This is a genomic window from Actinomadura chokoriensis (genome assembly GCF_039529475.1).
In the GTDB taxonomy this organism is placed as follows: Bacteria; Actinomycetota; Actinomycetes; order Streptosporangiales; family Streptosporangiaceae; genus Spirillospora; species Spirillospora bangladeshensis.
On sequence record NZ_BAAAMW010000014.1, the window covers coordinates 122,660 to 149,653 of the forward strand.

General features: G+C 73.4%; 26 protein-coding genes. 8 read left to right on the forward strand and 18 right to left on the reverse strand.

The annotated features are described in order from the left end of the window. Positions 1–144: 144 nt before the first annotated feature. Positions 145–1,815 (forward strand): MFS transporter, encoded by a 1,671-nt coding sequence (locus ABFX46_RS27285; protein ID WP_346046401.1) that lies wholly within the window; start codon positions 145–147, stop codon positions 1,813–1,815. A 55-nt stretch (positions 1,816–1,870) separates the two neighbouring features. Here the strand turns inward: ABFX46_RS27285 and metK are convergent, their stop codons facing one another. The 13 genes from metK to pyrR all read right to left on the reverse strand — a co-directional run bounded on the left by metK (position 1,871) and on the right by pyrR (position 16,608). Continuing rightward, positions 1,871–3,064, reverse strand: coding sequence for a methionine adenosyltransferase (gene metK / locus ABFX46_RS27290; RefSeq protein WP_346046403.1), 1,194 nt, complete (start codon positions 3,062–3,064; stop codon positions 1,871–1,873). Positions 3,065–3,252: 188 nt separating this feature from the next. Beyond that, entirely contained in the window at positions 3,253–4,473 is a 1,221-nt protein-coding gene (gene coaBC / locus ABFX46_RS27295) for a bifunctional phosphopantothenoylcysteine decarboxylase/phosphopantothenate--cysteine ligase CoaBC (protein WP_346046405.1), read from the reverse strand. Positions 4,474–4,607: 134 nt separating this feature from the next. After that, complete coding sequence (gene rpoZ / locus ABFX46_RS27300) at positions 4,608–4,862, reverse strand: DNA-directed RNA polymerase subunit omega (protein ID WP_021597645.1); 255 nt, start codon at positions 4,860–4,862, stop codon at positions 4,608–4,610. A 26-nt stretch (positions 4,863–4,888) separates the two neighbouring features. After that, positions 4,889–5,476, reverse strand: coding sequence for a guanylate kinase (gene gmk, locus ABFX46_RS27305; protein WP_163056034.1), 588 nt, complete (start codon positions 5,474–5,476; stop codon positions 4,889–4,891). A 94-nt stretch (positions 5,477–5,570) separates the two neighbouring features. Next, entirely contained in the window at positions 5,571–5,897 is a 327-nt protein-coding gene (mihF, locus tag ABFX46_RS27310; RefSeq protein ID WP_346046407.1) for an integration host factor, actinobacterial type, read from the reverse strand. An 807-nt stretch (positions 5,898–6,704) separates the two neighbouring features. Beyond that, positions 6,705–7,409 (reverse strand): orotidine-5'-phosphate decarboxylase, encoded by a 705-nt coding sequence (pyrF, locus tag ABFX46_RS27315; RefSeq protein WP_346046409.1) that lies wholly within the window; start codon positions 7,407–7,409, stop codon positions 6,705–6,707. Then, the gene (locus ABFX46_RS27320) at positions 7,406–8,398 is read right to left on the reverse strand and encodes a dihydroorotate dehydrogenase (protein WP_346046411.1); all 993 of its coding nucleotides are present in this window, start codon (positions 8,396–8,398) and stop codon (positions 7,406–7,408) included. The genes pyrF and ABFX46_RS27320 overlap by 4 nt, the downstream gene beginning before the upstream one ends. Beyond that, entirely contained in the window at positions 8,395–9,282 is an 888-nt protein-coding gene (locus ABFX46_RS27325) for a dihydroorotate dehydrogenase electron transfer subunit (protein ID WP_346046413.1), read from the reverse strand. Before ABFX46_RS27325 ends, ABFX46_RS27320 begins: the two co-directional genes overlap by 4 nt. Before the next feature lie 82 nt (positions 9,283–9,364). Further along, positions 9,365–12,712, reverse strand: a complete 3,348-nt coding sequence (gene carB, locus ABFX46_RS27330) for a carbamoyl-phosphate synthase large subunit (RefSeq protein WP_346046415.1) — start codon at positions 12,710–12,712, stop codon at positions 9,365–9,367. Then, on the reverse strand, positions 12,712–13,830 hold the full coding sequence (gene carA / locus ABFX46_RS27335; RefSeq protein ID WP_346046417.1) for a glutamine-hydrolyzing carbamoyl-phosphate synthase small subunit: 1,119 nt from the start codon (positions 13,828–13,830) through the stop codon (positions 12,712–12,714). Before carA ends, carB begins: the two co-directional genes overlap by 1 nt. Beyond that, entirely contained in the window at positions 13,827–15,113 is a 1,287-nt protein-coding gene (locus ABFX46_RS27340) for a dihydroorotase (RefSeq protein ID WP_346046419.1), read from the reverse strand. The genes carA and ABFX46_RS27340 overlap by 4 nt, the downstream gene beginning before the upstream one ends. Continuing rightward, a complete protein-coding gene (locus tag ABFX46_RS27345; RefSeq protein WP_346046421.1) occupies positions 15,110–16,051 on the reverse strand; it encodes an aspartate carbamoyltransferase catalytic subunit in 942 nt (313 codons plus the stop codon). The genes ABFX46_RS27340 and ABFX46_RS27345 overlap by 4 nt, the downstream gene beginning before the upstream one ends. Next, on the reverse strand, positions 16,048–16,608 hold the full coding sequence (gene pyrR, locus ABFX46_RS27350) for a bifunctional pyr operon transcriptional regulator/uracil phosphoribosyltransferase PyrR (protein WP_346046423.1): 561 nt from the start codon (positions 16,606–16,608) through the stop codon (positions 16,048–16,050). Before pyrR ends, ABFX46_RS27345 begins: the two co-directional genes overlap by 4 nt. Positions 16,609–17,034: 426 nt before the next feature. Between pyrR and bldD the strand changes: the two genes are divergently transcribed. Further along, complete coding sequence (gene bldD / locus ABFX46_RS27355; protein WP_021597992.1) at positions 17,035–17,529, forward strand: transcriptional regulator BldD; 495 nt, start codon at positions 17,035–17,037, stop codon at positions 17,527–17,529. A gap of 35 nt (positions 17,530–17,564) precedes the next feature. Here bldD and ABFX46_RS27360 read toward each other — a convergent pair whose 3' ends face one another. The 4 genes from ABFX46_RS27360 to ABFX46_RS27375 all read right to left on the reverse strand — a co-directional run bounded on the left by ABFX46_RS27360 (position 17,565) and on the right by ABFX46_RS27375 (position 22,101). Beyond that, complete coding sequence (locus ABFX46_RS27360) at positions 17,565–18,977, reverse strand: MFS transporter (protein ID WP_346046425.1); 1,413 nt, start codon at positions 18,975–18,977, stop codon at positions 17,565–17,567. Positions 18,978–19,082: 105 nt separating this feature from the next. Further along, entirely contained in the window at positions 19,083–20,270 is a 1,188-nt protein-coding gene (locus ABFX46_RS27365) for a CoA transferase (protein WP_346046427.1), read from the reverse strand. A gap of 227 nt (positions 20,271–20,497) precedes the next feature. Further along, positions 20,498–20,995, reverse strand: a complete 498-nt coding sequence (locus ABFX46_RS27370; RefSeq protein ID WP_346046429.1) for an SAV_6107 family HEPN domain-containing protein — start codon at positions 20,993–20,995, stop codon at positions 20,498–20,500. Between the two features lie 314 nt (positions 20,996–21,309). Continuing rightward, entirely contained in the window at positions 21,310–22,101 is a 792-nt protein-coding gene (locus ABFX46_RS27375; protein WP_346046431.1) for a L,D-transpeptidase family protein, read from the reverse strand. A 23-nt stretch (positions 22,102–22,124) separates the two neighbouring features. Here ABFX46_RS27375 and ABFX46_RS27380 point away from each other — a divergent pair, with 23 nt between their 5' ends. From ABFX46_RS27380 to ABFX46_RS27400, 5 genes are read left to right on the forward strand one after another with little or no spacing between them, the layout of a single operon-like run. After that, entirely contained in the window at positions 22,125–22,589 is a 465-nt protein-coding gene (locus tag ABFX46_RS27380) for a YbaK/EbsC family protein (RefSeq protein ID WP_346046433.1), read from the forward strand. Further along, a complete protein-coding gene (locus ABFX46_RS27385) occupies positions 22,590–22,940 on the forward strand; it encodes an arsenate reductase family protein (RefSeq protein WP_346046435.1) in 351 nt (116 codons plus the stop codon). Positions 22,941–22,996: 56 nt separating this feature from the next. Next, complete coding sequence (locus ABFX46_RS27390; protein WP_346046437.1) at positions 22,997–23,869, forward strand: hypothetical protein; 873 nt, start codon at positions 22,997–22,999, stop codon at positions 23,867–23,869. Positions 23,870–23,886: 17 nt separating this feature from the next. Continuing rightward, complete coding sequence (locus ABFX46_RS27395; protein ID WP_346046438.1) at positions 23,887–24,219, forward strand: hypothetical protein; 333 nt, start codon at positions 23,887–23,889, stop codon at positions 24,217–24,219. Between the two features lie 10 nt (positions 24,220–24,229). Continuing rightward, on the forward strand, positions 24,230–24,832 hold the full coding sequence (locus ABFX46_RS27400; RefSeq protein WP_346046440.1) for a GNAT family N-acetyltransferase: 603 nt from the start codon (positions 24,230–24,232) through the stop codon (positions 24,830–24,832). Here ABFX46_RS27400 and metF read toward each other — a convergent pair. Continuing rightward, positions 24,769–25,704: a methylenetetrahydrofolate reductase [NAD(P)H] gene (gene metF, locus ABFX46_RS27405; protein ID WP_346046442.1), complete on the reverse strand. Its 936-nt coding sequence runs from the start codon at positions 25,702–25,704 to the stop codon at positions 24,769–24,771. The genes ABFX46_RS27400 and metF overlap by 64 nt on opposite strands. Before the next feature lie 182 nt (positions 25,705–25,886). On the opposite strand from metF, the gene ABFX46_RS27410 reads away from it, so the two are divergent. Next, positions 25,887–26,939 carry a polyprenyl synthetase family protein gene (locus ABFX46_RS27410; RefSeq protein ID WP_346046444.1) on the forward strand — a complete coding sequence of 351 codons (1,053 nt, stop codon included), beginning with the start codon at positions 25,887–25,889 and terminating at the stop codon, positions 26,937–26,939. Positions 26,940–26,994 lie beyond the last annotated feature (55 nt).

Consider the following 26,994-nt stretch of genomic DNA (forward strand, 5'->3'; position numbering starts at 1 on the left):
CAGACCGACCCGACAGCCGGACGCGCACGCTAGGGTTGATCAGGTTGAACGGGCGCGCGCCCGCCGGCCCATTGCCCGATGCCCCTCCGCGCCCCCGCCGTCCGACGAGCCCGTGCAGGCGAAGTGACCCCAGCGCATACCCAAGTGACCACAGCGCATACTCAGGAGCGGGCGGACGCCCCGGTCCGGCATGGATCGCCGCGCCGTCCCGCGAGTTCTCCGTCCGCCTGGACGCCATGGAAGAAGCGGGCCCGCCACCCGGTGGTGGCGGCCACGGTCGCCGCCGCCGTCCTCCACCTGGTGTGGGCGCTGTTCCTCGCCGCGGAGGGAGGCGACCTCGCCGCCCAGGCCGCGTGGACCGACTTCGCCTGGGAGCACCCCGGCGCGGCGTACAGCTTCGCCTGGTACGGCGGGATGCACCCGGCGTCCTACAGCGTCATGTCGCCGTATCTGATGGCGCTGTTCGGCATACGGACGGTCGCGGTGGTGACCGGCACCCTCTCGGCCACCCTGACCGCGTACCTGCTCAAGAAGTTCCGGGCCCCGGTGGCGCTGCCCGCGTCGCTGTGGGCCGCGTTCGCGCTGTCGTGCAACGCCGCCTCGGGCCGTGTCACGTTCGGCCTCGGCCTGGTGTTCGCCCTCATGGCGACGATCCTGGCGTTCACGCCGCGCGGCACGCCCGCGCTGCGCGCCGCCGGGATGGTCGCCCTCAGCGTGCTGGCCTCGCTCGCGAGCCCGGTCGCCGGCCTGTTCCTGCTGGTGCTGGCCGCCGCGCTGTTCCTGACCGGCCGCCGCCGCGCGGGCGTGTGCGTCGCCGTCGGCCTCCCCCTCGTGGTGGGGACGACGAGCCTGCTCTTCCCGTTCAGCGGCGTCCAGCCGATCTCGCTCACCGCGATCGTGCTGCCCGCCGTGACCAGCGTCATCGCGGTCCTGCTGTGCGCGCCGAAGAACTGGACGCTCGTGCGCATCGGCGCGGGCGTGTACCTGGCCGGGATCATCCTGACCTGGCTGATCCCCTCCCCCGTCGGCAGCAACGTCGAGCGCCTGTCGCTGCTGTTCGGCGGGATGTTCCTGCTGTCGGCGGTGGCCCGCGCGCAGGGCCGGGTCCGGATCGCGGTGCTCTCGCTGGCGTTCATCGTCACCGCGTCCTGGCAGGTCGTGAAGCCCGTCGACGACCTGATCCACACCGAGCCGGCGGCGTCCGCGGCCGACCACGCCCGCGGGCTCGTCGCCGAACTGGACGCCCTCGGCGCCGGCAAGGCCCGGATCGAGGTCGTGCCGCTGCGGTCGCACTGGGAGTCGTCCGGCCTCAGCCGCCACTTCGTCCTCGCGCGCGGCTGGAACCGCCAGGTCGACGCGGAGCGCCACGAGCTGTTCTACGAGGACGGCGCGCTGACGCCCGCGTCCTACCGCGACTGGCTGCACGAGTGGGCCGTGCAGTACGTCGTCCTGCCCGAGCAGGAGGTCGACTGGTCGGCGCAGGACGAGGCCGCGCTCGTCGAAGGCGGCCAGCCGTACCTGACGGAGGTCTGGCGGGACGAGCACTGGCGCCTGTTCCAGGTCGCGCGGCCGACGCCGCTGGTCGGCGCCCCCGCGTCCGTGCACGAGCTCAACGCGGGCGAACTCGTCGTCGACATGCCGGCCAGAGGGTCCGTGCTCGTGCGGGTCTCCTGGTCGCCCTGGCTGAGCGCCACCGGCGGGGACGCCTGCCTGGCCCGCGAGGGCGACTTCGTCCGGCTGACGGCGCGCGAGCCCGGCCGGTACACCCTCGCCGCCCGCTACGGCCTGCACCGCGGCAACCACTGCCCCTCCTGACCGGGCATGCGGAAGGGCCCCGGGGACGTCCCCGGGGCCCTTTCCGTGCGTGCGGTCAGAGACCGGCGGCGGAGGCCAGGGCCTTGGCGCGGTCGGTGGACTCCCAGGAGAAGTCGGGCTCCGACCGGCCGAAGTGGCCGTAGGCGGCGGTCTGCTGGTAGATCGGGCGGAGCAGGTCGAGGTCGCGGACGATCGCGGCCGGACGCAGGTCGAACACCTCGTCGATCGCCTTCTCGATCTTCTCCGGGGCGACCTTCTCGGTGCCGAACGTCTCCACGAACACCCCGACCGGGTGCGCCTTGCCGATCGCGTACGCGACCTGCACCTCGGCGCGGTCGGCGAGCTGCGCGGCGACGATGTTCTTGGCGACCCAGCGCATCGCGTACGCGGCGGACCGGTCGACCTTGGACGGGTCCTTGCCGGAGAACGCGCCGCCGCCGTGCCGGGCCATGCCGCCGTAGGTGTCGACGATGATCTTGCGGCCGGTGAGGCCGGCGTCGCCCATCGGGCCGCCGATCTCGAACCGGCCGGTCGGGTTCACCAGCAGCCGGTAGCCCTCGATGTCGAGGTCGAACTGGGCGAGCACCGGGTCGACCACGTGCTCCTTCACGTCCGGGGCGAGCAGTTCCTTCAGGTCGATGTCGGGAGCGTGCTGGCTGGAGACCACGACGGTGTCGAGGCGGACGCCGCGGTCGCCGTCGTACTCGATGGTGACCTGGGTCTTGCCGTCGGGGCGCAGGTAGGGCACGTCGCCGCTCTTGCGGACCGCCGACAGCCGCTGCGCGAGCCGGTGCGCCAGCGTGATCGGCAGCGGCATCAGCTCGGGCGTCTCGTTGGTCGCGTAGCCGAACATCAGGCCCTGGTCGCCGGCGCCCTGCCGGTCGAGGTCGTCGACGCCCTCGCCCTCGCGGGTCTCGTAGGCGTCGTCGACGCCCTGCGCGATGTCGGGCGACTGCGCGCCGATGGACACCGACACGCCGCAGGAGTGCCCGTCGAAGCCCTTCTTGGACGAGTCGTAGCCGATCTCCAGGATCTTCTCCCGGATGACGCCCGGGATGTCCACATAGGTCTCGGTGGTGACCTCACCGGCCACATGCACCTGACCGGTCGTGATCATCGTCTCGACGGCGACCCGGCTCTTCGGGTCGTCCTTGAGCATCGAGTCGAGGATCGCGTCACTGATCTGGTCCGCGATCTTGTCCGGGTGTCCTTCGGTCACGGACTCGGAGGTGAACAGGCGGCGAGACACGTACGTGAACTCCTTGCAGCGGCTGCTGACTGACGTCGCAGGACGGATATGTCATCGAGTTCGGCGGGGACGTCCCCCGCGCGTTGTCCAGTGGGTACAGGTGGGCGGTGTCCAAGTGGTAGGCCCGCAGTCTAGCCCGATCGCCGTCGGGCGCCGGTAGTGACTCGGTCGAGCCGGGCGGCCTCCGATCATTGCGCGGGCGAGCCGTCCAGGCGGGCGGCGACGAGATCCCAGACGACCTCGGCCAGGGCGTCCTTCGCGCCGCGCGGCACCTCGGTGTGCGAGCCGTCCGCGCCGAGGATCACCGCCTCGTTGTCGGGGCGCCCGAAGGTCAGGTTCTCGCCGACCTGGTTGACGACGAGCAGGTCGCTGCCCTTGCGGGCGAGCTTGGCGCGGCCGTTGGCGAGGACGTCGTCGGTCTCGGCGGCGAAGCCCACGATCACCTGCCCGGGGCGCCGGTCGCGGCCGAGTCCGGCCAGGATGTCGGGGTTCTTGAGGAGCCGGATGGGCTCGGGCTCCGCGCCCTCCGCCTTCTTGATCTTCGAGCCCCGGTAGCCGGCCGGCCGGAAGTCGGCGACGGCGGCGGCCATCACGACCGCGTCCGCGTCGGCGGCGGCCGCCACGACGGCCTTGTGCATCTCCTCGGCCGATCCGACGGGGACGACCTCGGCGCCGGCGGGGTCGGGCAGGGCGACGTTCGCCGCGATGAGCGTCACACGGGCTCCGCGCGCCACGGCGGTGCGGGCGAGCGCGTAGCCCTGCAGGCCGGACGAGCGGTTGCCGATGAACCGGACGGGGTCGATCGGCTCCCGGGTGCCGCCGGCCGAGACCACGACGCGGCGCCCGGCCAGGTCGCGGCCGTCGGCGCCGCGGGCCAGGACGTGCCGCGCGACCTCGAACAGCTCGGCCGGGTCGGGCAGCCGGCCGGGGCCGGTGTCCTTGCCGGTGAGGCGGCCGGACGCGGGCTCGACCACGATCGCGCCCCGGGACCGCAGCGTCGCCACGTTCGCCCGGGTCGCCGGGTGCTCCCACATCTCGGTGTGCATCGCGGGCGCGAACACCACCGGGCAGCGGGCGGTGAGCAGCGTGTTGGTGAGCAGGTCGTCGGCCAGCCCCTGCGCGGCCCTGGCGAGCAGGTCGGCGGTGGCGGGCGCGACGAGCACCAGGTCGGCGCCCTGCCCGAGCCGCACGTGCGGGACCTCGGAGACGCCGTCCCACACCTGCGGGGACACCGGGTTGCCCGACAGCGCGGCCCAGGTCGGCTCGCCGACGAAGCGGAGCGCGTCGGCGGTCGGCACGACAGTGACGTCGTGGCCGGACTCGGTGAGCCGCCGGAGCAGCTCGCACGCCTTGTACGCGGCGATGCCGGCGCTCACACCGAGCACCACGCGCGGCTTACGGGAGGTCATGCCCTCACGATCCCATCACGCCCCCGCGACGCACGCGCCGGGGCCCCCGGGTGCGCCAGGAGCCCGCCCCGCCCGGTGACCACATGCGGACTCGCGGAAGGCCGGGAGCGGCGCCGGGCGCCTTGCGGGGTCGTTCAGCCCTCGATGGGCTCGGCGTTCAGGAGGCCCTCGCGCGTCTCGCGGAGCGCGATCGACAGGGGCTTCTCCTGCACCTGGGTCTCGACGAGCGGGCCGACGTACTCCAGCAGGCCCTCGCCCAGCTGGGCGTAGTAGGCGTTGATCTGCCGGGCGCGCTTGGCCGCGATGCTGACGAGGCCGTACTTGGTGTCGACGACCTCCAGGAGCTCGTCGATCGACGGGTTGGTGATGCCCTCGTTGCTGGCTGCCACTCGGTGGCCTTCCACTGGTAGGTCGCTTACTGGTCAGCCATCAAGGCTAGCAGCTCGTCGCACACGTCCTGGACGGACGTGTTGACGAGCGTGACGTCGAACTCCTTCTCGGCGGCGAGCTCCACGCGGGCGGCGTCGAGGCGGCGCTCGATCACCTCGGGGGGCTCGGTGCCGCGGCCGGTGAGCCGGCGGACGAGCTCGTCCCAGCTGGGCGGGGCGAGGAAGACCAGCCGCGCCTGCGGCATGGTCCCGCGGACCTGGCGGGCGCCCTGCAGATCGATCTCCAGGAGCACCGGCTCGCCGCGGGCGAGGCGCTCCTCGACGGGCCTGCGGGGGGTGCCGTAGCGGTTCCCCGCGAACTCGGCCCATTCGAGGAGCTCCCCCTCGTCGACGAGCCGGTCGAAACCGGCGTCGTCGACGAAGAAGTACTGCACACCATCGGTCTCACCCGGGCGGGGGGCCCGGGTGGTCACCGAGACCGACAGCCACACCCGGGGGTGCGAGCGCCGGATCTCGGCGACGACCGTGCTCTTGCCGACGCCCGACGGTCCGGACAGGACCGTCAGCCGCCGCGCGAGCGGGCCATGCGTGCTGGAGCCGTCCGGCGCAGTGATGGGTGCGCCGGAGCCGGGCGGGATGGAGCCGGCCGCGGGTCGCCCCGCACCGGCCGCGGCGGCCTGACCGCCGCGCCCGTCCGTGAGTCGTGCGTCAGCGGTTCGCACTTCCGCCGAACTCACTCTCCAGGGAGGCGCGCTGGTTGGCACCGAGGCCCCGCACACGGCGGGACTCGGCGATGCCCAGACGCTCCATGATCTGCTTCGCACGGACCTTGCCCACACCGGGCAGTGATTCGAGGAGGGCCGACACCTTCATCTTTCCGATGACGTCGTCGGACTGACCCTCTTTGAGAACCTCGGCGAGCGAGGTTCCCCCGTGCTTGAGCCGGTTCTTAACCTCGGCCCGCTCCTTGCGAGCCTTGGCAGCCTTCTCCAGGGCTGCGGCGCGCTGTTCGGGGGTTAGGGGCGGAAGAGCCACGCCGGGTCACCTCAGGTTTCCACTCGACGGAGTCGGACGGGTTGGGAAACTAGCGAGTTCACCACCCATAAGGCAACGTGAAGTGCCGTTTAGCCCACCACAAATTCACGAAAATCACTCCCCGGAGTGTCCTGAATACAGAGTGTACCCAATCCGAGGGGGTCGGGGGCCCATCCCCTTGCCTTGCTGGGACTTTCGCATGATCGTGAAAATCCCCCCGTTCCGACCCCAAATACGGCACTCGGTACCCTTATGTCACTGCCGTTCGCGGTCCCGCGACGCGGTTCCGCCGGTCCGCCGGCGGCCCCGCGCGGCCCGCCGCCCCCCGCCCCTGTGAGGTCCCCCACAACCGATCCCGACCGCGTGACACTCGTCACGCCGGGCCGTTCCGCACGTCGCGGCGGCACCGTTACTGTCATCCTCGACAACACCCGACCCCGCCAAGATCGTCTCCCGCTCGGAGGGCCGCCGCACCGCCACTCAGCTCCCCCGCCCGCCGCCAGGGCGCCGACATGGACGCGGACGACCGGCGATCGCCGGAGCCGTCTCCGGCCGGAATCGCCACTCCGCGTGAACGAGTTCCTCGTTCGGCACGTACTCCCAATGCGAACACACCGACCCCTGCATTCGCATACGAGTAAAACCACAATGAGCGCTCCAGCACGCCCAAGAACCCTTCGAAACTTTCGAGGAATGAGCTTTTCCCGCGAGGCCGCCCGCGGCTCTCCCGCCGCACGCGGGGCGGCCCGGACGCACCGGTCACGGTGCGTCGCCGGCGCCCGCGGGTCAGGAGCCGGCGCCCGCGGGTCAGGACTCGCCGGGGGCGGTGCGGCGGAGCGCGGCGGCGATGGCGGCCGCGGCGGCGCCGGGGTCGGGCGCGCCGGTGATGGGGCGGCCGATGACCAGGAGGTCGGCTCCCGCCGCCAGGGCGTCCTCGGGGGTGGCGACGCGGGCCTGGTCCTGCGTGGCGGCGCCCGCCGGGCGGACACCCGGGGTGATCAGCGTGATGTCCGGGCCGACCTCGGCGCGGACGGCGGCGGCCTCCTGCGGCGAGCAGACGAGGGCCTGCGCGCCCGCCTCGACCGACAGCAGGGCGAGCCGGCGGACGGCGTCCGGGGCCGGCCCGGCGAGCCCGACGGCGGTGAGGTCGGCGTCGCCGAGCGACGTGAGGACCGTCACCGCGGCGATCTTCGTGCTCGGGGCGGCCTCCACCGCCGCGCGGATCATCGCGGGGCCGCCCGCGGCGTGCACGGTCAGGTAGGACGGCTTGAGGCGCGCCACGGCGCGGGCGGCGCCGCGCACGGTCGCCGGGATGTCGTGCAGCTTGAGGTCCAGGAAGACCTGGACGCGGCTGGCCCCGCGCACGCTGGCGACGACGTCCGGGCCGTACCGCAGGTACAGCTCCAGGCCCACCTTGACGGTGGAGACGTGCGGCGTGACCAGGGTGGCCCAGCGCGCGGCCGTCTCCAGGTCGGGCGCGTCCAGCGCGACGGCGATGGGGGCGGCGGTCACGGCTTCTCCTTCACGGGCTCTTGCGGGCGCACCTGCGGTGGGACGTACCCGGCGGGCTTGTGCGCGAGGCCGACGGCCTCGGCGAGGCGGCCGATCCGGCGGGCCGCGAGGGCCTCCTCCAGCTCGCGCAGGATGCGGGGCCCCGCCATGGGGTCGTGGAAGACGGCGGTGCCGACGGCGACGGCGGACGCGCCGGCGAGGACGAACTCCAGCGCGTCCAGGCCGGTGGCGATGCCGCCGACGCCGATGATCGGGGTGGTGGGCAGCGCGGCGTGCACCTGGTAGACGCAGCGGACCGCGATGGGCCGGATCGCGGGCCCCGACAGCCCGCCCGACACGCCGCTGAGCGCGGGCCGCAGCGTGCCCGGGTCGATCGCCATGGCCTCCACGGTGTTGATCAGGGTGAGGCCGTCGGCGCCCGCGTCGACGCAGGCGAGCGCGATCGTGGCGATGTCGGTCACGTCCGGGGCGAGCTTGGCGAAGATCGGGACGCCGGGCCGGGCGTGGGAGCGGACGGCGCGGACGACCGACGCGGCGGCGGCCGGGTGCCAGGCGAACACGCGCCCGCGGTCCTCGACGTTGGGGCAGGCGACGTTGACCTCGATCGCGGCGATGCCGGGGACGCCGCGCAGGCGGCGGGCCAGGTCGCCGAACTCCTCGACGCTGCCGCCGGCGATGGAGACGATCGTCCGGGCGCCCTGCTCGGTCAGCCAGGGCAGGTCGCGTTCCAGGAACGTCTCGACGCCGGGCCCGGGAAGGCCCACGGCGGTGAGGAGGCCGCTCGGGGTCTCGGTCACGCGGGGCGTGGGGCGTCCCGCGCGCGCCTGCGGCATGAGGGACGTGGTGACGAACGCCCCCAGGCGGCCGAGGTCGTAGAACTGGGCGAGCTCGCGTCCCGTCCCGCCGCACCCGGCGGCCGTCATGACGGGGTTGGGCAGCTCCAGGGGCCCGAGTGCGGTGCTGAGCCGGTCGCCGGCCCGGTCGCTCATTGCGAGCCCCCCTCGGAGACGCTCAGGACGCGCGGCGCGCCCAGCGCGTCGAACGGGATGGTGCCGAGGTCGCCCCAGCGGACGCGGTCGCCGCGCAGGACGGGCCCGTCCGCGCAGGCGCGCACCATGCGGGTCACGCCGTCCTCGCCGTGGACGGGGAGCATGCAGGTCATGCAGACGCCGATGCCGCACGCTCCGGTCCGCTGCAGGAACTCCTCGACCGACACCTGCGAGGGTAGGCCGAAGTCGCCGGCGACCTGGGTGACCGAGCGCAGCAGGCCCGTCGGGCCGCAGCCGTAGACGACGTCGGCGCCGGTCTCCTCGATGGCGCGGGGCAGCACGTCGCGGACGGTGCCCTTCTCCCCCATCGAGCCGTCCTCGGTGGCGACGGTGGAGCTGTCGCCGATGCGCTGCGCCATCCGGGAGCCGAACACCTGCCGGGCGGACGGCCCGCCGAGCACGAAGTGCACCTGGCAGCCGCGCCGCAGCAGCGTGTCGGCGAGCGCGAACACCGACGCGCCGCCGGGCCCGCCGCCGACGAGCAGGCACGTCACCGGGTCGCGGGGCAGCCGGAACGGGCGGCCGAGCGGCCCGACGAGGTCGATCTGGTCGCGGGAGCGGCGGCCCGCGAGCCACGCCGTGCCGGGCTCGGTGTCGGCGAACACCAGCTCGACGGTGCCGCCGTAGTCGGACTTGACCTCGTGCACGCCGAAGCACCGGCGGACCAGCCGGGACGTGTGCTCGCCGCCGACGGCGAGCGCCACGAACTGGCCGGGCCGGAACCGCTCGGCGATGGCCGGGGCCACCAGCGTCATCGCGTGGTAGTCCTGCACCTGGCGGACCGTCAGCACCGTCGCCGACGTCTGCACCGGCGTGTCGGACACCCGTCTCCCTCTCCTCGTCGTGCGCCGGGCGGGCCGGGCGGACGCGTCCGCCCGGCCCGCCCGGGCTGTCGTCACCCGGGCGTCACAGCGCGCCGTCCCCGCCGGCGCGCCCGCGGGCGCCGCCGATCCGCTCGGCGTGCTCCTGGAGGGAGCGGACGCCGACCTGGCCGCCGGCGACGGCCTCGATGCCCTGCACGGCCGCCGCGAGCCCCTGCACGGTCGTCACGCACGGTACGCCCCGCAGCACGGCCGCGGTGCGGATCTCGTAACCGTCGAGCCGCGGCCCGGACTGGCCGGGGCTGCCGAAGGGAGTGTTGACGATGAGGTCGACCTCGCCGTCCAGGACGCGCCGCACGATCGTGGGCTCGCCGGACGGGCCCGGACCCTCGCTGTGCTTGCGCACGATCTTGGCACGCACGCCGTTGCGGCGCAGGACCTCCGCGGTCCCTTCCGTGGCAAGAATCTCAAAGCCCAGGTCAGCGAGCCGCTTCACCGGGAACACCATGTGCCGTTTGTCGCGGTTCGCCACGGACACGAAGACACGCCCCTTCGTCGGCAGCGAGCCGCCGTAGGCGCCCTGCTGCGACTTGGCGAACGCGGTGCCGAACACCTCGTCGATGCCCATGACCTCGCCGGTCGACCGCATCTCGGGGCCGAGGACGATGTCGACGCCCTGCCCGCGCTCGTTGCGGAACCGGTCGAAGGGCAGGACGGCCTCCTTCACCGCGATCGGCGCGTCCAGCGGCAGGGTGCCGCCGTCGCCGGTCTCGGGCAGCATGCCCTCGGCGCGCAGCTCGGCGATGGTGGCGCCCATCATGACCCGCGCCGCCGCCTTGGCGAGCGGCACGGCCGTCGCCTTGGACACGAACGGCACCGTGCGGGACGCCCGCGGGTTGGCCTCCAGGACGTACAGGACGCCCGCGGCGAGCGCGTACTGGACGTTCATGAGCCCGCGCACGCCGACGCCGCGCGCGAGCGCCTCCGTCGACTCCCGGATGCGGCGGATGTCGTCGTGCCCCAGCGTGATCGGCGGCAGCGCGCACGCCGAGTCGCCGGAGTGGATCCCGGCCTCCTCGATGTGCTCCATGACGCCGCCGAGGTAGAGGTCCTCGCCGTCGAACAGGGCGTCGACGTCGATCTCGATGGCCTCGTCCAGGAAGCGGTCGACGAGCACGGGGTGCTCGGGGCTCGCCTCGGTGGCGCGGGCCATGTACGACTCCAGCGTGACGTCGTCGTACACGATCTCCATGCCGCGTCCGCCGAGCACGTACGAGGGGCGGACGAGGACCGGGTAGCCGATCTCGTCGGCGATCTCGCGCGCCTCCTCGTAGGACGTGGCGGTGCCGTGCTTGGGCGCGAGCAGCCCGGCCCGGTGCAGGACGCGCCCGAACGCGCCGCGCTCCTCGGCGAGGTGGATGCTCTCCGGGGAGGTGCCGACGATCGGCACGCCGGCGTTCTTCAGCTTCTGGGCGAGCCCGAGGGGCGTCTGGCCGCCGAGCTGGACGATGACGCCCGCGACCTCGCCGGACTGCTGCTCGGCGTAGACGACCTCGAGGACGTCCTCCAGCGTGAGGGGCTCGAAGTAGAGCCGGTCGGAGGTGTCGTAGTCGGTGGAGACCGTCTCGGGGTTGCAGTTGACCATCACGGTCTCGTAGCCGGCCTCGGCCAGCGTGAACGAGGCGTGGACGCACGAGTAGTCGAACTCGACGCCCTGGCCGATGCGGTTGGGGCCGCTGCCGAGGATGATGACCTTGGGCTTGCCGCCCGGCGGGACCTCGGTCTCCTCGTCGTAGGCCGAGTACAGGTACGGCGTCTGCGCCTCGAACTCGGCGGCGCACGTGTCGACCGTGAGGTACACGGGGCGGACGCCGAGCGCGTGCCGCAGCTCGCGCACGACCTCCTCCGACAGGCCGCGCAGCTCGCCGATCTGCGCGTCGGAGAACCCGTGCCGCTTGGCGCGCAGCAGCTTGTCCCTGGTGAGCGCGTCGTCGGCGGTGCGGATCTCCTCGGCGACCTCGTTGATGGCGGCGATCTGGTCGAGGAACCAGGGGTCGATGCCGGTCGCCTCGTAGAGGTCCTGGATGCCCGCCCCGGCCCACAGCGCCCGCTGGACGTCGCGGAGCCGCCCGTCGTGCGGCCGCCCGGCCGACTCGACGAGGGCCTCGACGTCGAAGTCGCCGGCCCAGCTGAACGAGGAGTTCTTCTTCTCCAGGGACCGCAGCGCCTTCTGCAGGGCCTCGGTGAAGCAGCGCCCGATGGCCATGGCCTCGCCCACGGACTTCATGTGCGTGGTCAGCGTGCCGTCGGCGCCGGGGAACTTCTCGAACGCGAACCGGGGCACCTTCACCACGACGTAGTCGAGCGTGGGCTCGAACGACGCGGGCGTCTCGCGGGTGATGTCGTTCGGGATCTCGTCGAGGGTGTACCCGATCGCGAGCTTCGCCGCGATCTTGGCGATGGGGAAGCCGGTCGCCTTGGAGGCCAGCGCCGACGACCGCGACACGCGCGGGTTCATCTCGATGACGATCATCCGGCCGGTGCCGGGGTGCACGGCGAACTGGATGTTGCAGCCGCCGGTGTCGACGCCGACCTCGCGGATCACCGCGATCGCGACGTCCCGCATGTTCTGGTACTCGCGGTCGGTGAGCGTCAGCGCGGGCGCGACCGTGATCGAGTCGCCGGTGTGCACGCCCATCGGGTCGAGGTTCTCGATGGAGCACACGATGACCACGTTGTCGGCGCGGTCGCGCATGACCTCCAGCTCGTACTCCTTCCAGCCGAGGATCGACTCCTCCAGGAGCACCTCGCTGGTCGGGGACGCGTCGAGCCCGGCGCCCGCGATGCGGCGCAGGTCGTCCTCGTCGTGGGCGAAGCCGGAGCCGCGCCCGCCCATCGTGAACGACGGCCGGACGACCAGCGGGTAGCCGAGCTCGCCGGCCGCCGCGAGGCAGTCGTCCATCGTGTGGCAGATGACCGACTTGGCGGACTCGGCGTTCAGGCCCTGCTCGCGCGCGACCTTGGCGACGACCTCCTTGAACCGCTCGCGGTTCTCGCCGGCCTGGATGGCGTCCACGTCGGCGCCGATCAGCTCGACCCCGTACTTCTCCAGGACGCCGCCCTCGTACAGCGCGATGGCGGTGTTCAGGGCCGTCTGGCCGCCGAGGGTGGGCAGCAGCGCGTCCGGCCGCTCCTTGGCGATGATCTTCTCGACGACCTCGGGGGTGATCGGCTCGACGTAGGTCGCGTCGGCGAACTCGGGGTCGGTCATGATCGTGGCCGGGTTGCTGTTGACCAGCGTCACCCGCAGGCCCTCGGCCTTCAGCACCCGGCACGCCTGGGTGCCGGAGTAGTCGAACTCGCACGCCTGGCCGATGACGATCGGCCCGGAGCCGATGACCAGGACGGACTTCAGGTCTTCCCTGCGCGGCATTACTTCGACGCCTCCATCAGCTCGCAGAAACGGTCGAAGAGCCCGGACGCGTCGTGCGGGCCGGCGGCGGCCTCCGGGTGGTACTGGACGCTGAACGCGGGCCGCTCCAGGAGCCGCAGCCCCTCGACGCAGCCGTCGTTGAGGTTGACGTGGCTGACCTCGGCGGGGCCGTAGGGCGTGTCGAACGGGCCGTCGGCGGGCGCGTCCACGGCGAACCCGTGGTTGTGGGCCGAGATGTGGACCCGGCCGGTGGCGCGGTCCTGGACGGGCTGGTTGACGCCCCGGTGGCCGAACCTCAGCTTGTAGGTGCCGAGGCCCAGCGCGCGGCCGAAGATCTGGTTGCCGAAGCAGATCCCGAAGAACGGCGTGCCGGCGTCGAGGACACCCTTCAGCGCGTCCACGGCGTAGCCGGCGGCGGCCGGGTCGCCGGGGCCGTTGGAGAAGAACACGCCGTCGGGGCCGAGGGCGAGGATGTCCTCGGTGGTGCTGGCCGCGGGCAGGATGTGCACCTCGCAGCCCCGCATCGCCAGCCGGTTGGGCGTCATCGCCTTGATGCCGAGGTCGACCGCGGCCACGGTGTAGCGCTTCCGGCCCTGCGCGGGGATGACGTAGGGCTCGGTGGTGGAGACGTCGCGGGCGAGGTCGGCGCCCTCCATCGAGGGGCTCTGCCGCACGCGCTCGACGAGCACGTCGGCGCCGGGGGCCACCGCGTCCGCCCCGCTGAAGATGGCGGCGCGCATCGCGCCCTTGTCGCGCAGGTGGCGCGTCAGGGCGCGCGTGCCGGACATGGCGATGCCCACGATCCCCTGCTCGCGCAGCGCGGAGCCCAGCGAGCCGGTGGCGCGCCAGTTGGACGCCACCCGGGCGGGCTCGCGCACCACGTAGCCGGCCACCTGGATGCGGCGGGACTCGGGGTCCTCGCCGTTGATGCCGGTGTTGCCGATGTGGGGGGATGTCATGGCCACGATCTGGCGGGCGTAGGAGGGGTCGGTGAGGGTCTCCTGGTAGCCGGTCATCCCGGTGTTGAAGACCATCTCGCCGAAGGTCTCCCCTTCGGCCCCGTACGCGGTCCCGTGGAACACCCTGCCGTCTTCCAGAACGAGCAGAGCAGGGGTCATTGGAGCTTCCCTTTCAGGACGGTCGGCCGGCCGCGCAGGAGCGTCGCGACGACCCGGCCGGGCAGCTCCAGCCCCGCGAAGGGGGTGTTGCGGCTCTTGGAGGTCAGGGCGAACGGGTCCACCGCGCGGCGCGGCGACGGGTCGTACAGCGTGATGTTGGCGGGCGAACCTGCCTCGAGCGGACGACCCTGTCCGGAAAGGCGGCCGATGCGGGCGGGGCGGGCGGACATGCGGTCGGCGACCCCGGCCCAGTCGAGCAGCCCGGTCTCGACCATCGCCTCCTGGACGACCGGCAGCGCGGTCTCCAGCCCGATCATGCCCATGGCGGCCACGGCCCACTCGGTCTCCTTGGCCTCGACCGGGTGGGGGGCGTGGTCGGTGGCGACGCAGTCGATCGTGCCGTCGGCGAGCGCGTGCCGCAGCGCGGTGACGTCGTCGGCGGTGCGCAGCGGGGGGTTGACCTTGAAGATCGGGTCGTAGGTGCCGGCCCGGGCGTCGTCCAGCAGCAGGTGGTGCGGGGTGACCTCGGCGGTCACCGGGCAGCCCTTGCTCTTCGCCCAGCGGATGATCTCCACCGAGCCGGCCGTGGACACGTGGCACACGTGCAGCCGCGACCCGACGTGCTGCGCGAGCAGCACGTCCCGGGCGATGATCGCCTCCTCGGCGACCGCGGGCCAGCCGCGCAGGCCGAGCGCGGCCGACATCTCGCCCTCGTTCATCTGCGCGCCCTCGGTGAGGCGCGGCTCCTGCGCGTGCTGGGCGACGACGCCGTCGAACGCCTTCACGTACTCCAGCGCGCGGCGCATGATGACCGCGTCGGACACGCAGTGCCCGTCGTCGGAGAACACCCGCACCCGCGCCGCGGAGTCGGCCATGGCGCCGAGTTCGGCGAGCTTCTCGCCGGCGATGCCGCGGGTGACCGCCCCGACGGGCTGGACGTCGCAGTACCCGGCCTCGCGGCCGAGGCGCCACACCTGCTCGACCACGCCGGCGGTGTCGGCGACCGGGTCGGTGTTGGCCATCGCGTGGACGGCGGTGTACCCGCCCATCGCGGCGGCCCGCGTCCCGGACTCGACGGTCTCGGCGTCCTCGCGGCCGGGCTCGCGCAGGTGGGTGTGGAGGTCGACCAGGCCGGGCAGGGCCACGAGCCCGCCGGCGTCGAGGACCTGGGCGCCGGCCGCGTCCAGGCCGCGGCCCACCTCGGCGATGGCGCCCTCGCGGACCAGGATGTCGGCGGGCTCGCCGCCGAGGATCCGCGCGCCCTTGATGATGTACGTCGTCACTTCGAGACCTCCTGGCCGATCGCGGGCTCGGAGCCGCCGAGCAGCAGGTAGAGGACCGCCATGCGGGCGCTGACGCCGTTGGCGACCTGCTCGACGATCGTGGAGCGGACCGAGTCGGCGACCTCGGCGGCGATCTCGACGCCGCGGTTCATCGGGCCCGGGTGCATGACGATGGCGTGCTCGGGGAGCTGCGCCATGCGGTCGCCGTCCAGCCCGTAGCGGCGGCTGTACTCGCGGACGGTCGGGAAGTAGGCGGCGTTCATGCGCTCCTGCTGGACGCGCAGCATCATGATGACGTCGCTCTTCGGGATGACGCCGTCGAGGTCGTAGGAGACCGAGCACGGCCAGGTGTCGATGGCGACGGGCAGCAGCGTCGGCGGCGCCACCACGGTGACGTCCGCGCCGAGCGTGTCCAGCAGCAGGACGTTGGATCGTGCCACGCGGCTGTGCAGCACGTCCCCGACGATCGTGACGCGGCGTCCCTCCAGGTCGCCGAGGCGCTTGCGCATCGTGAACGCGTCCAGCAGCGCCTGGGTCGGGTGCTCGTGCGTGCCGTCGCCTGCGTTGACCACGCTGCCCCGCACCCAGCCGGCGAGCCGGTGCGGCGCGCCGGAGGCGCCGTGCCGGATGACGACGCCGTCCGCGCCCATCGCCTCCAGCGTGAGGGCGGTGTCCTTCAGGCTCTCGCCCTTGGACACGCTCGACCCCTTCGCGGAGAAGTTGATCACGTCGGCGGACAGCCGCTTGGCGGCCGCCTCGAACGAGATGCGGGTGCGGGTGGAGTCCTCGAAGAAGAGGTTGACGACCGTCCGGCCGCGCAGCGTCGGCAGCTTCTTGATGGAGCGGCCCGCGATCTGCGCCAGCTCCTCGGCCGTGTCCAGGACGAGCAGCGCGTCGTCGCGGGACAGGTCGGCGGCGGAGATCAGATGGCGGTTCATTCGGCGCCTCCCGCCGGTCCCAGCAGGACCGCGTCGCGGCCGTCGTTCTCGTCCAGCAGGACCTTCACGGTCTCGCGCATCGAGGTGGGCAGGTTCTTGCCCACGTAGTCGGCGCGGATCGGCAGCTCCCGGTGCCCGCGGTCGACCAGCACGGCCAGCTGGACGGCGCGCGGCCGGCCGAGGTCGTTCAGCGAGTCGAGCGCGGCGCGCACCGTCCGGCCGGAGAACAGCACGTCGTCGACCAGCACGACGACCTTCTCGTCGACGCCGCCGGGCGGCAGCTCGGTGCGGCCGAGAGCGCGGGCGGGGCGCATCCGCAGGTCGTCCCGGTACATGGTCACGTCGAGCGAGCCCCAGGGCACCGGGCGCCCCTCGACCTCGCGCAGCGCCCCCGCCAGCCGCTCGGCCAGCGTCACGCCGCGGGTCTGGATGCCGAGCAGCAGGACGTCGTGGCCGCCCTTGGTCCGCTCGAGGATCTCGTGTGCGATGCGGGTCAGCGCGCGTCTGATGTCCGGACCCTCCAGAACGGCCTTGGGCCGGGGGTCACCGTCCGCCACGCGCTGCTCCTGTCCGGAGGCAGCATTCACCGCCGAAACCTCCTTCCCCGCCTCACGGGACGGGCCTTAAAGGACGTCGTGTCTCCCCCACGTTAGCAGCCGGCCCGGACCGCCCCGCACCCGGACCGGTCCACGTCTTCGCAGGTGAGAGGCGTCACATTCGGCGGCCGGACGCGCTCGGTGACGCGACCCGCGGCACGCGTGCGCACGGCGCGGGCGCGATCCGGACGGCCCGGATCGAGTCCTGCGGATTCGACCGCTTTTTTCCAATCAGCTTGACCTGGCGCCGTACCCGTTTTACCGTCACTGTCCGTAACCATCCCTGGAGACAGACTCTTGAGGCCCCCTGGCTTCGCGAATCTGTCTCCCCCCGGTGACACAAGACCGGGGTCCGACGACGCTGAAAGTGAGCCTGGGGGGCCGAGAATGCCGTCTGAATACGCTAAGGCTCTCGGCGCGCGCCTGCGCGCCATCCGCACCCAGCAGGGCCTGTCCCTGCACGGCGTGGAAGAGAAGTCACGTGGCCGCTGGAAGGCCGTCGTCGTGGGTTCGTACGAGCGGGGCGACCGCGCCGTCACCGTTCAGAAGCTGGCCGAGCTCGCCGATTTCTACGGCGTGCCGGTATCCGAGTTGCTGCCCGGCGGAGCCGCGCCGAGCCCGCTCGGGCCTACACCCAAGCTCGTGATCGATCTAGAGCGGTTGCAGCAGCTTCCGAAAGACAAGGCCGGTCCTCTCGCCCGCTACGCCGCGACGATCCAGAGCCAGCGGGGCGACTACAACGGAAAGGTCCTGTCCATCCGCCAGGAAGACCTGCGTTCACTCGCGGTCATCTACGACAAGTCCCCGACCGAGCTGACCGAGGAGCTGATCGGCTGGGGCGTCCTGGACCCGGAGGCGCGCCGCGCCGTCGAGTCCTTCTGATTCACCGCACGATCCGAAGCACCGCACCACCCGCTTCACTGAACGACCGAGACGGGGTCCGGCACCGCGCCGGGCCCCGTTCCGCGTCCGCGCGCCCGGCGGCGGCGCGGGGCGAGCAGCGCCAGGGGCAGCACGACGGCCATGGCGGCGGCGCTCATGGCGAAGCCCGCCGTGTAGCCGGCCTCGCCGGGGACGACCACGATGACGACCGCGCTGATCTGCGTCCCGAGGGACGCGCCGACCGTCCGGATGAGGGTGTTGATGCCGGTCGCGACGCCCGTCTCGCCCGAGGGGACGGCGGCGACCACCAGGTTCGCGACGGCCGCGTAGGCGAAGCCGAGGCCGATGCCCCGGGCCAGGCCGCCGACGTAGAGCTGCCACATGGCGGCGTGCTGGAGCACCACGAACGCGTAGCCGAGGCCGGTCATCAGCGCTCCGCCGAACAGCACCATGCGGGAGCCGATCCGCCGGTCGAGCAGGCCCGCCGTCATGCCGGCGGCGGTCATGCCGATGCTGGCGGGGAGCTGCAGGAGGGCCGCCTGGGTGGCCGTCCCGCCGAAGCCGTACCCGGTGTCGGCGGGGAGCTGGACGAGCAGCGGGAACAGCAGGCCGCCGGCCATGAGCGCGTAGCCCGACAGCAGCGAGGCGGCGTTGGCCGTCCAGACGCCGCGCACGCGCATCAGCCGCAGGTCGACGAGCGGGTCGGCGACGCGGCCCTCCACCCGCAGCCAGACGGCGGCCGTCACGGCCGAGAGGGCGAGCAGGCCGAGGACGCCGGGGGACGTCCAGCCCCAGTCCAGGCCCTCGGTCAGCGCGGTGAGCGCGGCCACCAGCCAGGCGGCGAACAGGACGGCGCCCCACCAGTCGACCCGGGCCGCCTTCGCGGGCGCCGACCGCGGCACGATCCACCAGGCGAGGACGAGGCCGGGCACGAGCCCGGCCACCGGCAGCCAGAGCAGCCACCGCCAGCCGAGGAAGTCGATGATCGGCCCGGCCAGGCACCAGGACACCGCGCCGCCGAGCCCCAGCATGGACGACATGAGGCCGACCGCGGACGCCGTCCGGGCGGGCGGGACGACGTCCCGGATGATCGTGTACGCGAGCGGGAACACGCCGCCGCCGACGCCGCCCAGCACCCGTCCCACCAGCATGACCGGGACGGTCGGGGCCAGCGCGGCGACGACCATCCCCGCGGTCGCGATCGCGAGCACGGCCAGCAGGACGCGCCGCGGCCCGTACAGGTCGCCCAGCCGCCCGACCACGGGCGTGGCGACCGCCGCGGACAGCGTCATCGCGGTCAGCGCCCACGCCGCGCCCGCCGGGGTGGTGTCCAGACCCTCCTGGATCTGCGGCAGCGCGGGCGTCACGACGGCCATGGACAGCGAGTAGGCCATCACGCCGAGGAACGCCAGCAGCGGTACCAGCCCGCGCCCGCCCTGCCCCGCCACCGCCCGTCCCTCCCGTACTTCGCCCTCCTAACAATCTCATATCAGGACATACCGCCACCGATACGCCCTACTCCCCGCACGGGGGAGGCCGCCCCCGGCGGCGGGTCAGGGGCCGGCGATGGCGCCGGTGTCGCGGAGGGCCTCGATACGTTCGGCGGGCAGGTGCAGGACGTCCCGCAGGACCTCGTCCGTGTGTTCGCCAAGGGTGGGGGCGGGGGCCGGGGGCAGGGAGGCGTCACCGAGGCGCAGCGGGGAGCCCGGAGCGAGATGCGGGCCTATGCCGGGCTGGTCGAGCAGGCCCATGAGGGGTTCGTCGTGCAGGGCGGCGGCCACTTCGGCGAAGCCGCGGTAGCGGGACCACAGGACGGACGTGCCCTCTAGACCGTCCCCGACCTGCTCGCAGGTGCGGGACGCGAACCAGGGGGCGAGGACGCCGCCGAGCGCCTCGCGGTAGGCGTAGCGGTCGCCGGCGCGGCGGAAATCGGCGCCGAGGGCGCGTTCCAGGGCGGCGCCCACCTCGCCGAGCCCGGTGGCCTCCACGAGGTCGCGCCAGTGGCGCGCGGTGAGCACGGCGACCATGACGCGGCCGTCGGCGGTGGCGAAGTCGCGTCCGAAGTCGCCGAACAGGTGGTTGCCCAGGCGCGGCCTGGGCTCGCCCAGTTGCGCCTCCGCGAGATACCCCAGGTTTCCCGCGGTGGCCAGGGCGACGTCTTGGAGGGCGATCCGGAGGCTCTGCCCCTCACCGGTGCGCAGGCGGTGCCGTTCGGCCGCCAGGAGCCCGATCGCCATGTAGAGGCCGCACGCCACGTCCCAGGCGGGCAGTGCGTGGTTGACCGGCTCGTCGCGGCCGGACGGCCCCGTGATCGCCGGGAAGCCCGTGGCGGCGTTCACCGTGTAGTCGACGGCGTTGCCCCCGCCGCGGGTGCCCTGGAGCCGGACATGGATCAGGTCGGGCCGCGCCGCCTTCAGCTCCTCGTAGGTGAGGCCCGGGCGCGGCGGCGCGTTGGTCAGGACGATGCCGCTCTCCGCGGCGAGCGCGGCGACCACCTCGCGGCCCTCCGGCGAGCGCAGGTCGGCGGTCACCGACCGCTTGCCCTTGTTCAGCCCCGCCCAGTACAGGCTCCGGCCCGACGCGGCGAGCGGCCACCGGTCGATGTCGGGGCCGCCGCCCACCTGGTCGACGCGGATGACGTCCGCGCCGAGTTGCGCGAGGGTCATCCCTCCCAGCGGCGTCGCGACGAAGCTGGACAGCTCCACCACGCGCATCCCGTCCAGCGGCAGCGTTCCCGTCATGCGGCGATGTCTATCAGGCCCCCGCCGCGCGCCTCCGGACGGGGCCGTGCGGGCAGGGGCGGGCCGGACGACGGGCACGGGCAGGGGCGGGCACGGGCAGGGGCAGGGGCGGGGGCGGGCGCGGGATCGCGCCGGCGGGGCCGGCTCGGGGGGGTTGCGGCCGCCGCCGGCGCGATCGTCCGGGGACACGCCGGGGCCGGGGAGGCGGGGCGGGCCTCCGGTGGGGGTCAGCTGGCCTCGGGGACCGGCAGGGTGGGCAGCCCGTCGATGCCGAGGGTGTCCTCGACGAGGGTGACGAACACCTCCGCGTCGTGCACGAGTTCCTCCGCCTCGCGCGGGGTGACGGCGCGCGGCAGGCCCGCCTCGGCGGCGGCGCGCTTGTCGGCGCCGGCGGCGAAGAACGCCGCCCACTCGCGCAGTGCGGGCTCGGCCTCGGGCAGCAGCACCCACACGCTGCGCGGCCGGCCGCGGCGGTGGGTCTCCAGGGGCTCCTTGGACGCCAGCACCGCGGCGGCCGCGCGCAGCGCGGCCAGGTGGGCGCAGACGTAGCGGACGGCGGGCGAGGAGGCCTCGGCCGCCTCGGCGAGGCCCATGCGGGCGGCGTGCAGCTGGCCGACGGCCGTGTGCGCCGGGCGCGGCGCGGGCATCGGGCGGTGGCGTGGGCTGGGTGGCGGGACGGACTGGGCGGCGGAGTGGACCCCGCGTGCGGTCATCGTTCCGGACATGTGTGCCTCCTTCCGGGCTCGGGCCGGCCGGGCGGAGAGCTTCCCCTCACTCCGCCCGGCCGTCCGTCCCGCCGAAACACCGCGATCGGCGGGGACGTCGCCCTGGCGCGGGCCGCGAGTCCCGCACCAACGTCGAACATAAGTTCGACGCATTCACAGTAAACCGCCCTGACGGCGATTCGTCAACGTGTTCGAACGTGTGTCGTGCGCCGCAGGTCAGCGGGCATGACGGCAGTACAACAGCGGGGTACGACAGTTCACCCGCGAAGCGCCGGGCGAGGGCCGGGCAAGGGCCGGGCGGGGCCGCCGGGAGGCTAGCGGGGCCGCCTGACGTGCACGGGGACGTTCGTTCCGAGGAGGTCCGGGAAGTACTCGGCGATGTGCATCGGCATCCGGACGCAGCCGTGCGACGCCGGGTACCGGGGCACGTCCAGGGCGCCGTGGAAGGCGATGCCGCCGTTGAAGTAGACCGGGTTGTAGAGGCGCCCCAGCGGCGAGGTCTCCCAGCCGGCGAAGCGGCGCCCCGTCCGGAAGTCGCCCGTGCCCGTCGTCGCGTAGCGGCACCGGGCGACGGTGGCGCCGCGGTCCTTGGCGCAGTAGTACTCCCCCGAACCGGACGAGATGTGCGAGATGAGGCGCGGCCTGCCGTCCTTGTAGAGGACGAGGTACTGCCGCTTCAGATCGACGTCGACGCGGTCCTTCTCGCGCTTCTTCGCCATCGGGCGCGGCTGCTTCGGCGCGTCCAGGGCCTCCCAGAACGACGCGCCCACCGTGCTCTTCTGCTTGAGGCGGTTGACCGCCTGGAACGCCCACACGGCCATCTGCGTGGACGGCCCGTACTTCCCGTCCGCCTTGCCGGGGTCGTAGCTGAGGTCCTTGAGGCGCTGCTGGAGGGCCTTGACGTCGGCCCCCTTCGCCCCCGGTTTCAGCGTGCGACGCGCGGGGGACGGCTCCGGCGTCGCGGAGGGCGCCGCCGGCGCCGTCGCGGCCGGTGAGCCCTCCTGCGCGCGGGGCTCCGCCCGCTCCGTCCCGCTGCACCCCGCCAGGGCGACGGCCGCGGCCAGGAGCACCGCGCCTCTCCGCACGTCGATCGGTATCCCGCGCATGCGGGAAGCTTAAAGTGCTTCCCATGCATCCGAATGCCGAAATCGTCGCGAAAGCCCTGCGCGACCAGGGCGCGACCGGGACCATCGTCGAACTCCCCGACTCCGCGCGGACGGCGCAGGCCGCGGCCGAGCAGCTGGGCTGCGAGGTGGGCGCGATCGCCAACAGCCTCGTGTTCGACGCCGACGGGGCGCCGCTGCTGGTGATGACCAGCGGCGCGCACCGGGTGGACACGGCGAAGGTGGCGGCGCTGGTGGGCGCGGCGAAGGTGCGGCGGGCGACGCCGGAGTTCGTCCGGGCGGCGACCGGCCAGCCGATCGGGGGCGTGGCGCCCCTCGGCCATCCGGCGCCGGTCCGTACGCTCGTGGACGTCTGGCTGAACAGGTACGGCGAGGTCTGGGCGGCCGGCGGGCACCCGCACACCGTCTTCCCCACGTCGTACGAGGAACTGCTGAGGATCACCGGGGGAACCCCCGCGGAGGTGGAGTAGATGGAGATCTGGCACAACCCGCGCTGCTCGAAGAGCCGGGCCGCGAAGGCCGCGCTGGACGAGGCCGGCGTCGAGTACACCGAGCGCCGCTACCTGGACGAGCCGCCCACGGCCCAGGAGCTGGACGAGGTGCTCACCCGCGTCGGCGCCGAACCGTGGGACGTGGCGCGGCTGAACGAGCCGGTCGCCAAGGAGCTCGGGCTCAAGGACATGGAGCACGACCGGGCCCGGTGGATCGAGGTCATGGTGGCGAACCCCGTGCTGATCCAGCGGCCGATCGTGCTGACCGGCGGCGCCGCCGTGGTAGCGCGCGACGAGGAATCGGTGCGCAGGGCACTCGACAGCCAGTGACACGGATGTGATTCTGGGGAGTCAGGGCATGACGACCGGTGACCTCCGGAGGGGCGATGACCGCGCAGATGCGCACGGGCCCGGCGGCGCGCGACCCCGAGTTCCGCGGGATCGACCCGCCCGCGCTCGACCGGGTCATCAGGCAGCTCCAGGACGCGCAGAACGCGATCCGGGGCTGGCTGAACGCGCACCGTCCCCCTCCGGGGGTGTCCGCGGCCGGGTACCGGCAGGCCGACCAGGTGGCGCAGTGGGCCGCCGACCAGCTCGGCATGCTGTCGCGCCGCTACAACTACGCGGTGACCCACCCCTCCCCCGGCGGCGGGGTGGACGCCCCGCCGCCGCCCGCCCCCGCACCGCGGCCGGGCGGGACGGCTCCGGTCCCGGTCGGAACGCCCCGGCCCACCGGGCCGCCGTCCCCAGGGGCGGCACCTCCGAAGTTCACGCCCGAGCCCACGCCGCGGGGTGCGGGCGACATCGGCGACTTCCCCACCCGGCAGGCCGCAGCCAAGGCCGCCCGGACCGACGCGCTGACCGTGGTGGCGGCCGTCCAGGACGGCAGGCCCGTCCCCGGCTCGGTCTGGACGCACCTCAGGGCCAACGCCGATGACCCCGACTACACCGAGAAGCTCTACGAGCGGCTCGGCCCGGCGGCCGCCGCCGACCTGCTGAAGGCCGCCGGCGGGGACGAGGTGCGGCTGGAGGCCGTCCGGGAGTCGCTCGGCATGTCCAGCCAGCACCTCGCGATGGACGTGAAGTGGCTGCGCGCCTTCCTTGCCGAGGCCGACCGCGCGGGTGTCCGGCCCGCCGCCGTCCAGGTGCTCACCGGGGCGGCCATGAGCGAGCGGACGCGCGCGGCCATCGCCGAGCTCGGCCTGCACGATGCGACCCGTCACGAAGCGACCCGTCACGAAGCGACCGGCGTCGCCTGAGAGCCTGAGAGGTCGCCATGGCCGCTCCACCGCCTCCCGGGAGCCTGCCCGTGCCGCTGACCGGCGCCGCCGCCGCGAAGCTGTCCCCGGCCGAGCAGCCCAATCCGGAGTACCAGCGGCTCTACCAGGCGTACGCGGACGCCTACGGCGGCATCGACCGGCTGCGGCAGGCGCTCGACCCGCCGGTGAAGACCCTGCGCGGCACGGACGCGTGGCTCGGCCCGGAGGCGCGCGCATGGGGCGGGCAGCTCGACGCCAACCGCGCCGACCTGAAGAAGGCGGCCGACCGCATCCTCTGGGACATCTACGATCGGCTCTCGGCGACGCAGCGGACCATCCCCCGGGTCTAGTCTCTGTCAAGTGAGGGACCCGAAGCTGCGCGAGATCGACCAACGCGCCTTCCTACGCAGGCTCAACCCCATGCTGGACGTGTACGCGGCGGCGATGGAGCCTCCCGGCGAGCAGCTCCCCGGCCGGCACACCATCATGGAGCGGCACGCCTCGTACCCGGGGTTCCGCGCCCTCGTGGCCGAGCGGCGCGGGGCGCTGCCCGTCCTGACGAGCCCCGTCCAGGGGTTCGCCTACGGGTTCCACGGGACGCGCGGCCAGTGGTGGCACGACGTCGTCCACCAGGCGCTGTCGGACCTGGAGGGCCCCGAGCACGCGGAGGCGTGGCTGGACGACGCGTTCGAGGTCGCCGAGCTGCACGTCCACCCGCAGGCGCAGGGCCGGGGCCTCGGCCGGAGCCTGCTCAACGCGCTGTGCGAGGGCCGGCCGGAGCGGACCGTCGTGCTGTCGACGCTCGACCGGCGGCCGGACACCCCGGCCCGCAACCTCTACCGCTCGGTCGGCATGGTGGACCTGCTGAGCGACTTCGAGTTCCCGGGCGGCGGGCCGCGCTACGCCGTCATGGGCGGGACGCTGCCGCTCGCGGCGTACGCGCCGGCGCCGAGGAGCGAGTAGACCTCCCGCGTCGCCGTCGACTTGTTGAACGTGATGAAGTGGATGCCGGGCGCGTCCTGGTCGAGCAGCTCGCGGCACAGTTCGGCGGCGTGCTCGACGCCGAGCCTGCGGACCGCCTCCGGGTCGCCGGCGACGGCGTCGAAGCGCGCCTTGACCTCGGGCGGGAACGGCGCGCCGGACAGCTGCTCGGACCGCTCGATCGTGCTCATCTGCGTCACCGGCATGATGCCCGGCAGGATCGGCACGTCGCAGCCGGCGGCGGCGACGCGGTCGCGGAGCCGGAAGTAGTCCTCGGCGCGGAAGAACATCTGGGTGATCGCGTAGTCGGCGCCGGCCCGGCACTTCTCCACGAAGTACCGGACGTCGCTGTCGACGTCGGGCGAGCGCGGGTGCTTGTAGGGGAACGCGGCCACGCCGACGCTGAAGTCGCCGTAGGAGCGGATCATCCGGACCAGCTCGGCGGCGTACTCGACGCCGTCGGGGTGCTTGACCCACTCCCCCATCGGGTCGCCGGGCGGGTCGCCGCGCAGCGCGAGGACGTTGCGGACGCCGGCCGCGGCGAACCGGCCGATCAGGTTGCGCAGCTCGGCCTGGGAGTGGTTCACGGCGGTGAAGTGCGCGACCGGGGTGAGCGTGGTGTCGGTCGCGATGCGCTCGACGATGTCGACGGTCGTGTCGCGGGTGCCGCCGCCGGCGCCGTAGGTCACCGACACGAACGTCGGGTGCAGGGACTCCAGCTCGCGGATCGTGCGCCACAGGTTCCGGGCGCCCTTGTCGGTCTTGGGCGGGAAGAACTCGAACGAGAAGGACCTGCCGCCCGAGGCCAGCAGCTCTCGGACGGTCGGGGCCCGGTCGGGGCGTGCACGTCGCATTCCCCAAGCCTACAGAAGGCCCCGGGGCGGTCCCTGGAAGGTCGCTGGAGGGCCGCCGGGACCGCCGATATGTGTGACCCTCACCACACCTCACGGCCGTTATGTCCTTATTTCCGACAATCCAGTGACTTCTCACGTTCCGGGGGCAAGGTTGAATCCCCCCAGGTGGATACGATCTCGGCATGTCGACCAGCCGTATCCGCAAGGAGGTCGACGAGGCCCTCCTCGGTTTCGTCGACCGGCAGCGCCCGGCGCTGCTGACCATCAGCGACGACCTCGCGCCGCTGCTGTCCGCCCTCGACGCCCTGCTCGGCGGCGGGAAGCGGCTGCGGCCCGCGTTCTGCTACTGGGGGTGGCGCGCCGCCGGCGGCGAGGACTGCCCCGGCATCGTGGCCGCCGCCGCGTCCCTGGAGCTGCTCCAGGCGAGCGCGCTCGTCCACGACGACGTCATGGACTCCAGCGACACCCGCCGCGGCCAGCCGTCCGCCCACCGCCGGTTCGAGGCGCTGCACCGCGCGCAGGGCTGGCCGGGCGACGCCGAGGCGTTCGGCGGCGGCGCCGCGATCCTGCTGGGCGACCTGTGCCTGGCCTGGTCGAGCGAGATGTTCGAGACGTGCGGGCTGGACCCCGAGCGCCGCCGCCGCGGCCGGGCCGTCTACGACCTGATGCGCACCGAGGTCATGTGCGGGCAGTACCTCGACATGCTGGAGGGCACCCGCGGCCGGGCGACCGTCGCGACGGCGCTGCGCGTGGTCGAGTACAAGAGCGCCAAGTACACGATCGAGCGCCCGCTGCACCTCGGCGCCGCGCTCGCCGGCGCCCGCCCGGACGTGACCGCCGCGCTCACCGGCTACGGACTCCCGCTCGGCATCGCCTTCCAGCTCCGCGACGACGTGCTCGGCGTCTTCGGCGACCCGGCCGCGACGGGCAAGCCGGCCGGCGACGACCTGCGCGAGGGCAAGCGGACCGTGCTGATCGCGCTGACCCTGGAGCGCGCCTCCGCCGCGCAGGCCGCCGCGGTGCAGCGCCGCCTCGGCGACCCCGCCCTCGACCGCCCCGGCGTGGACGAGCTGCGCACGATCATCGAGGAGACCGGCGGCCTGGCCGCCTGCGAGGCCATGATCGAGCGGTACCAGCGGGAGGCCGAGAAGATCCTCGCCGCCGCCCCGGTCACCGCCGAGTCCCGGCAGGCCCTGGAGGAGCTGGCCGTCGCGGCCACCACCCGGACCACGTAAGTGCTCAATGACACGATTCGGCCAAATTTCCCCGGTGGACTAGAACTTTCCCACT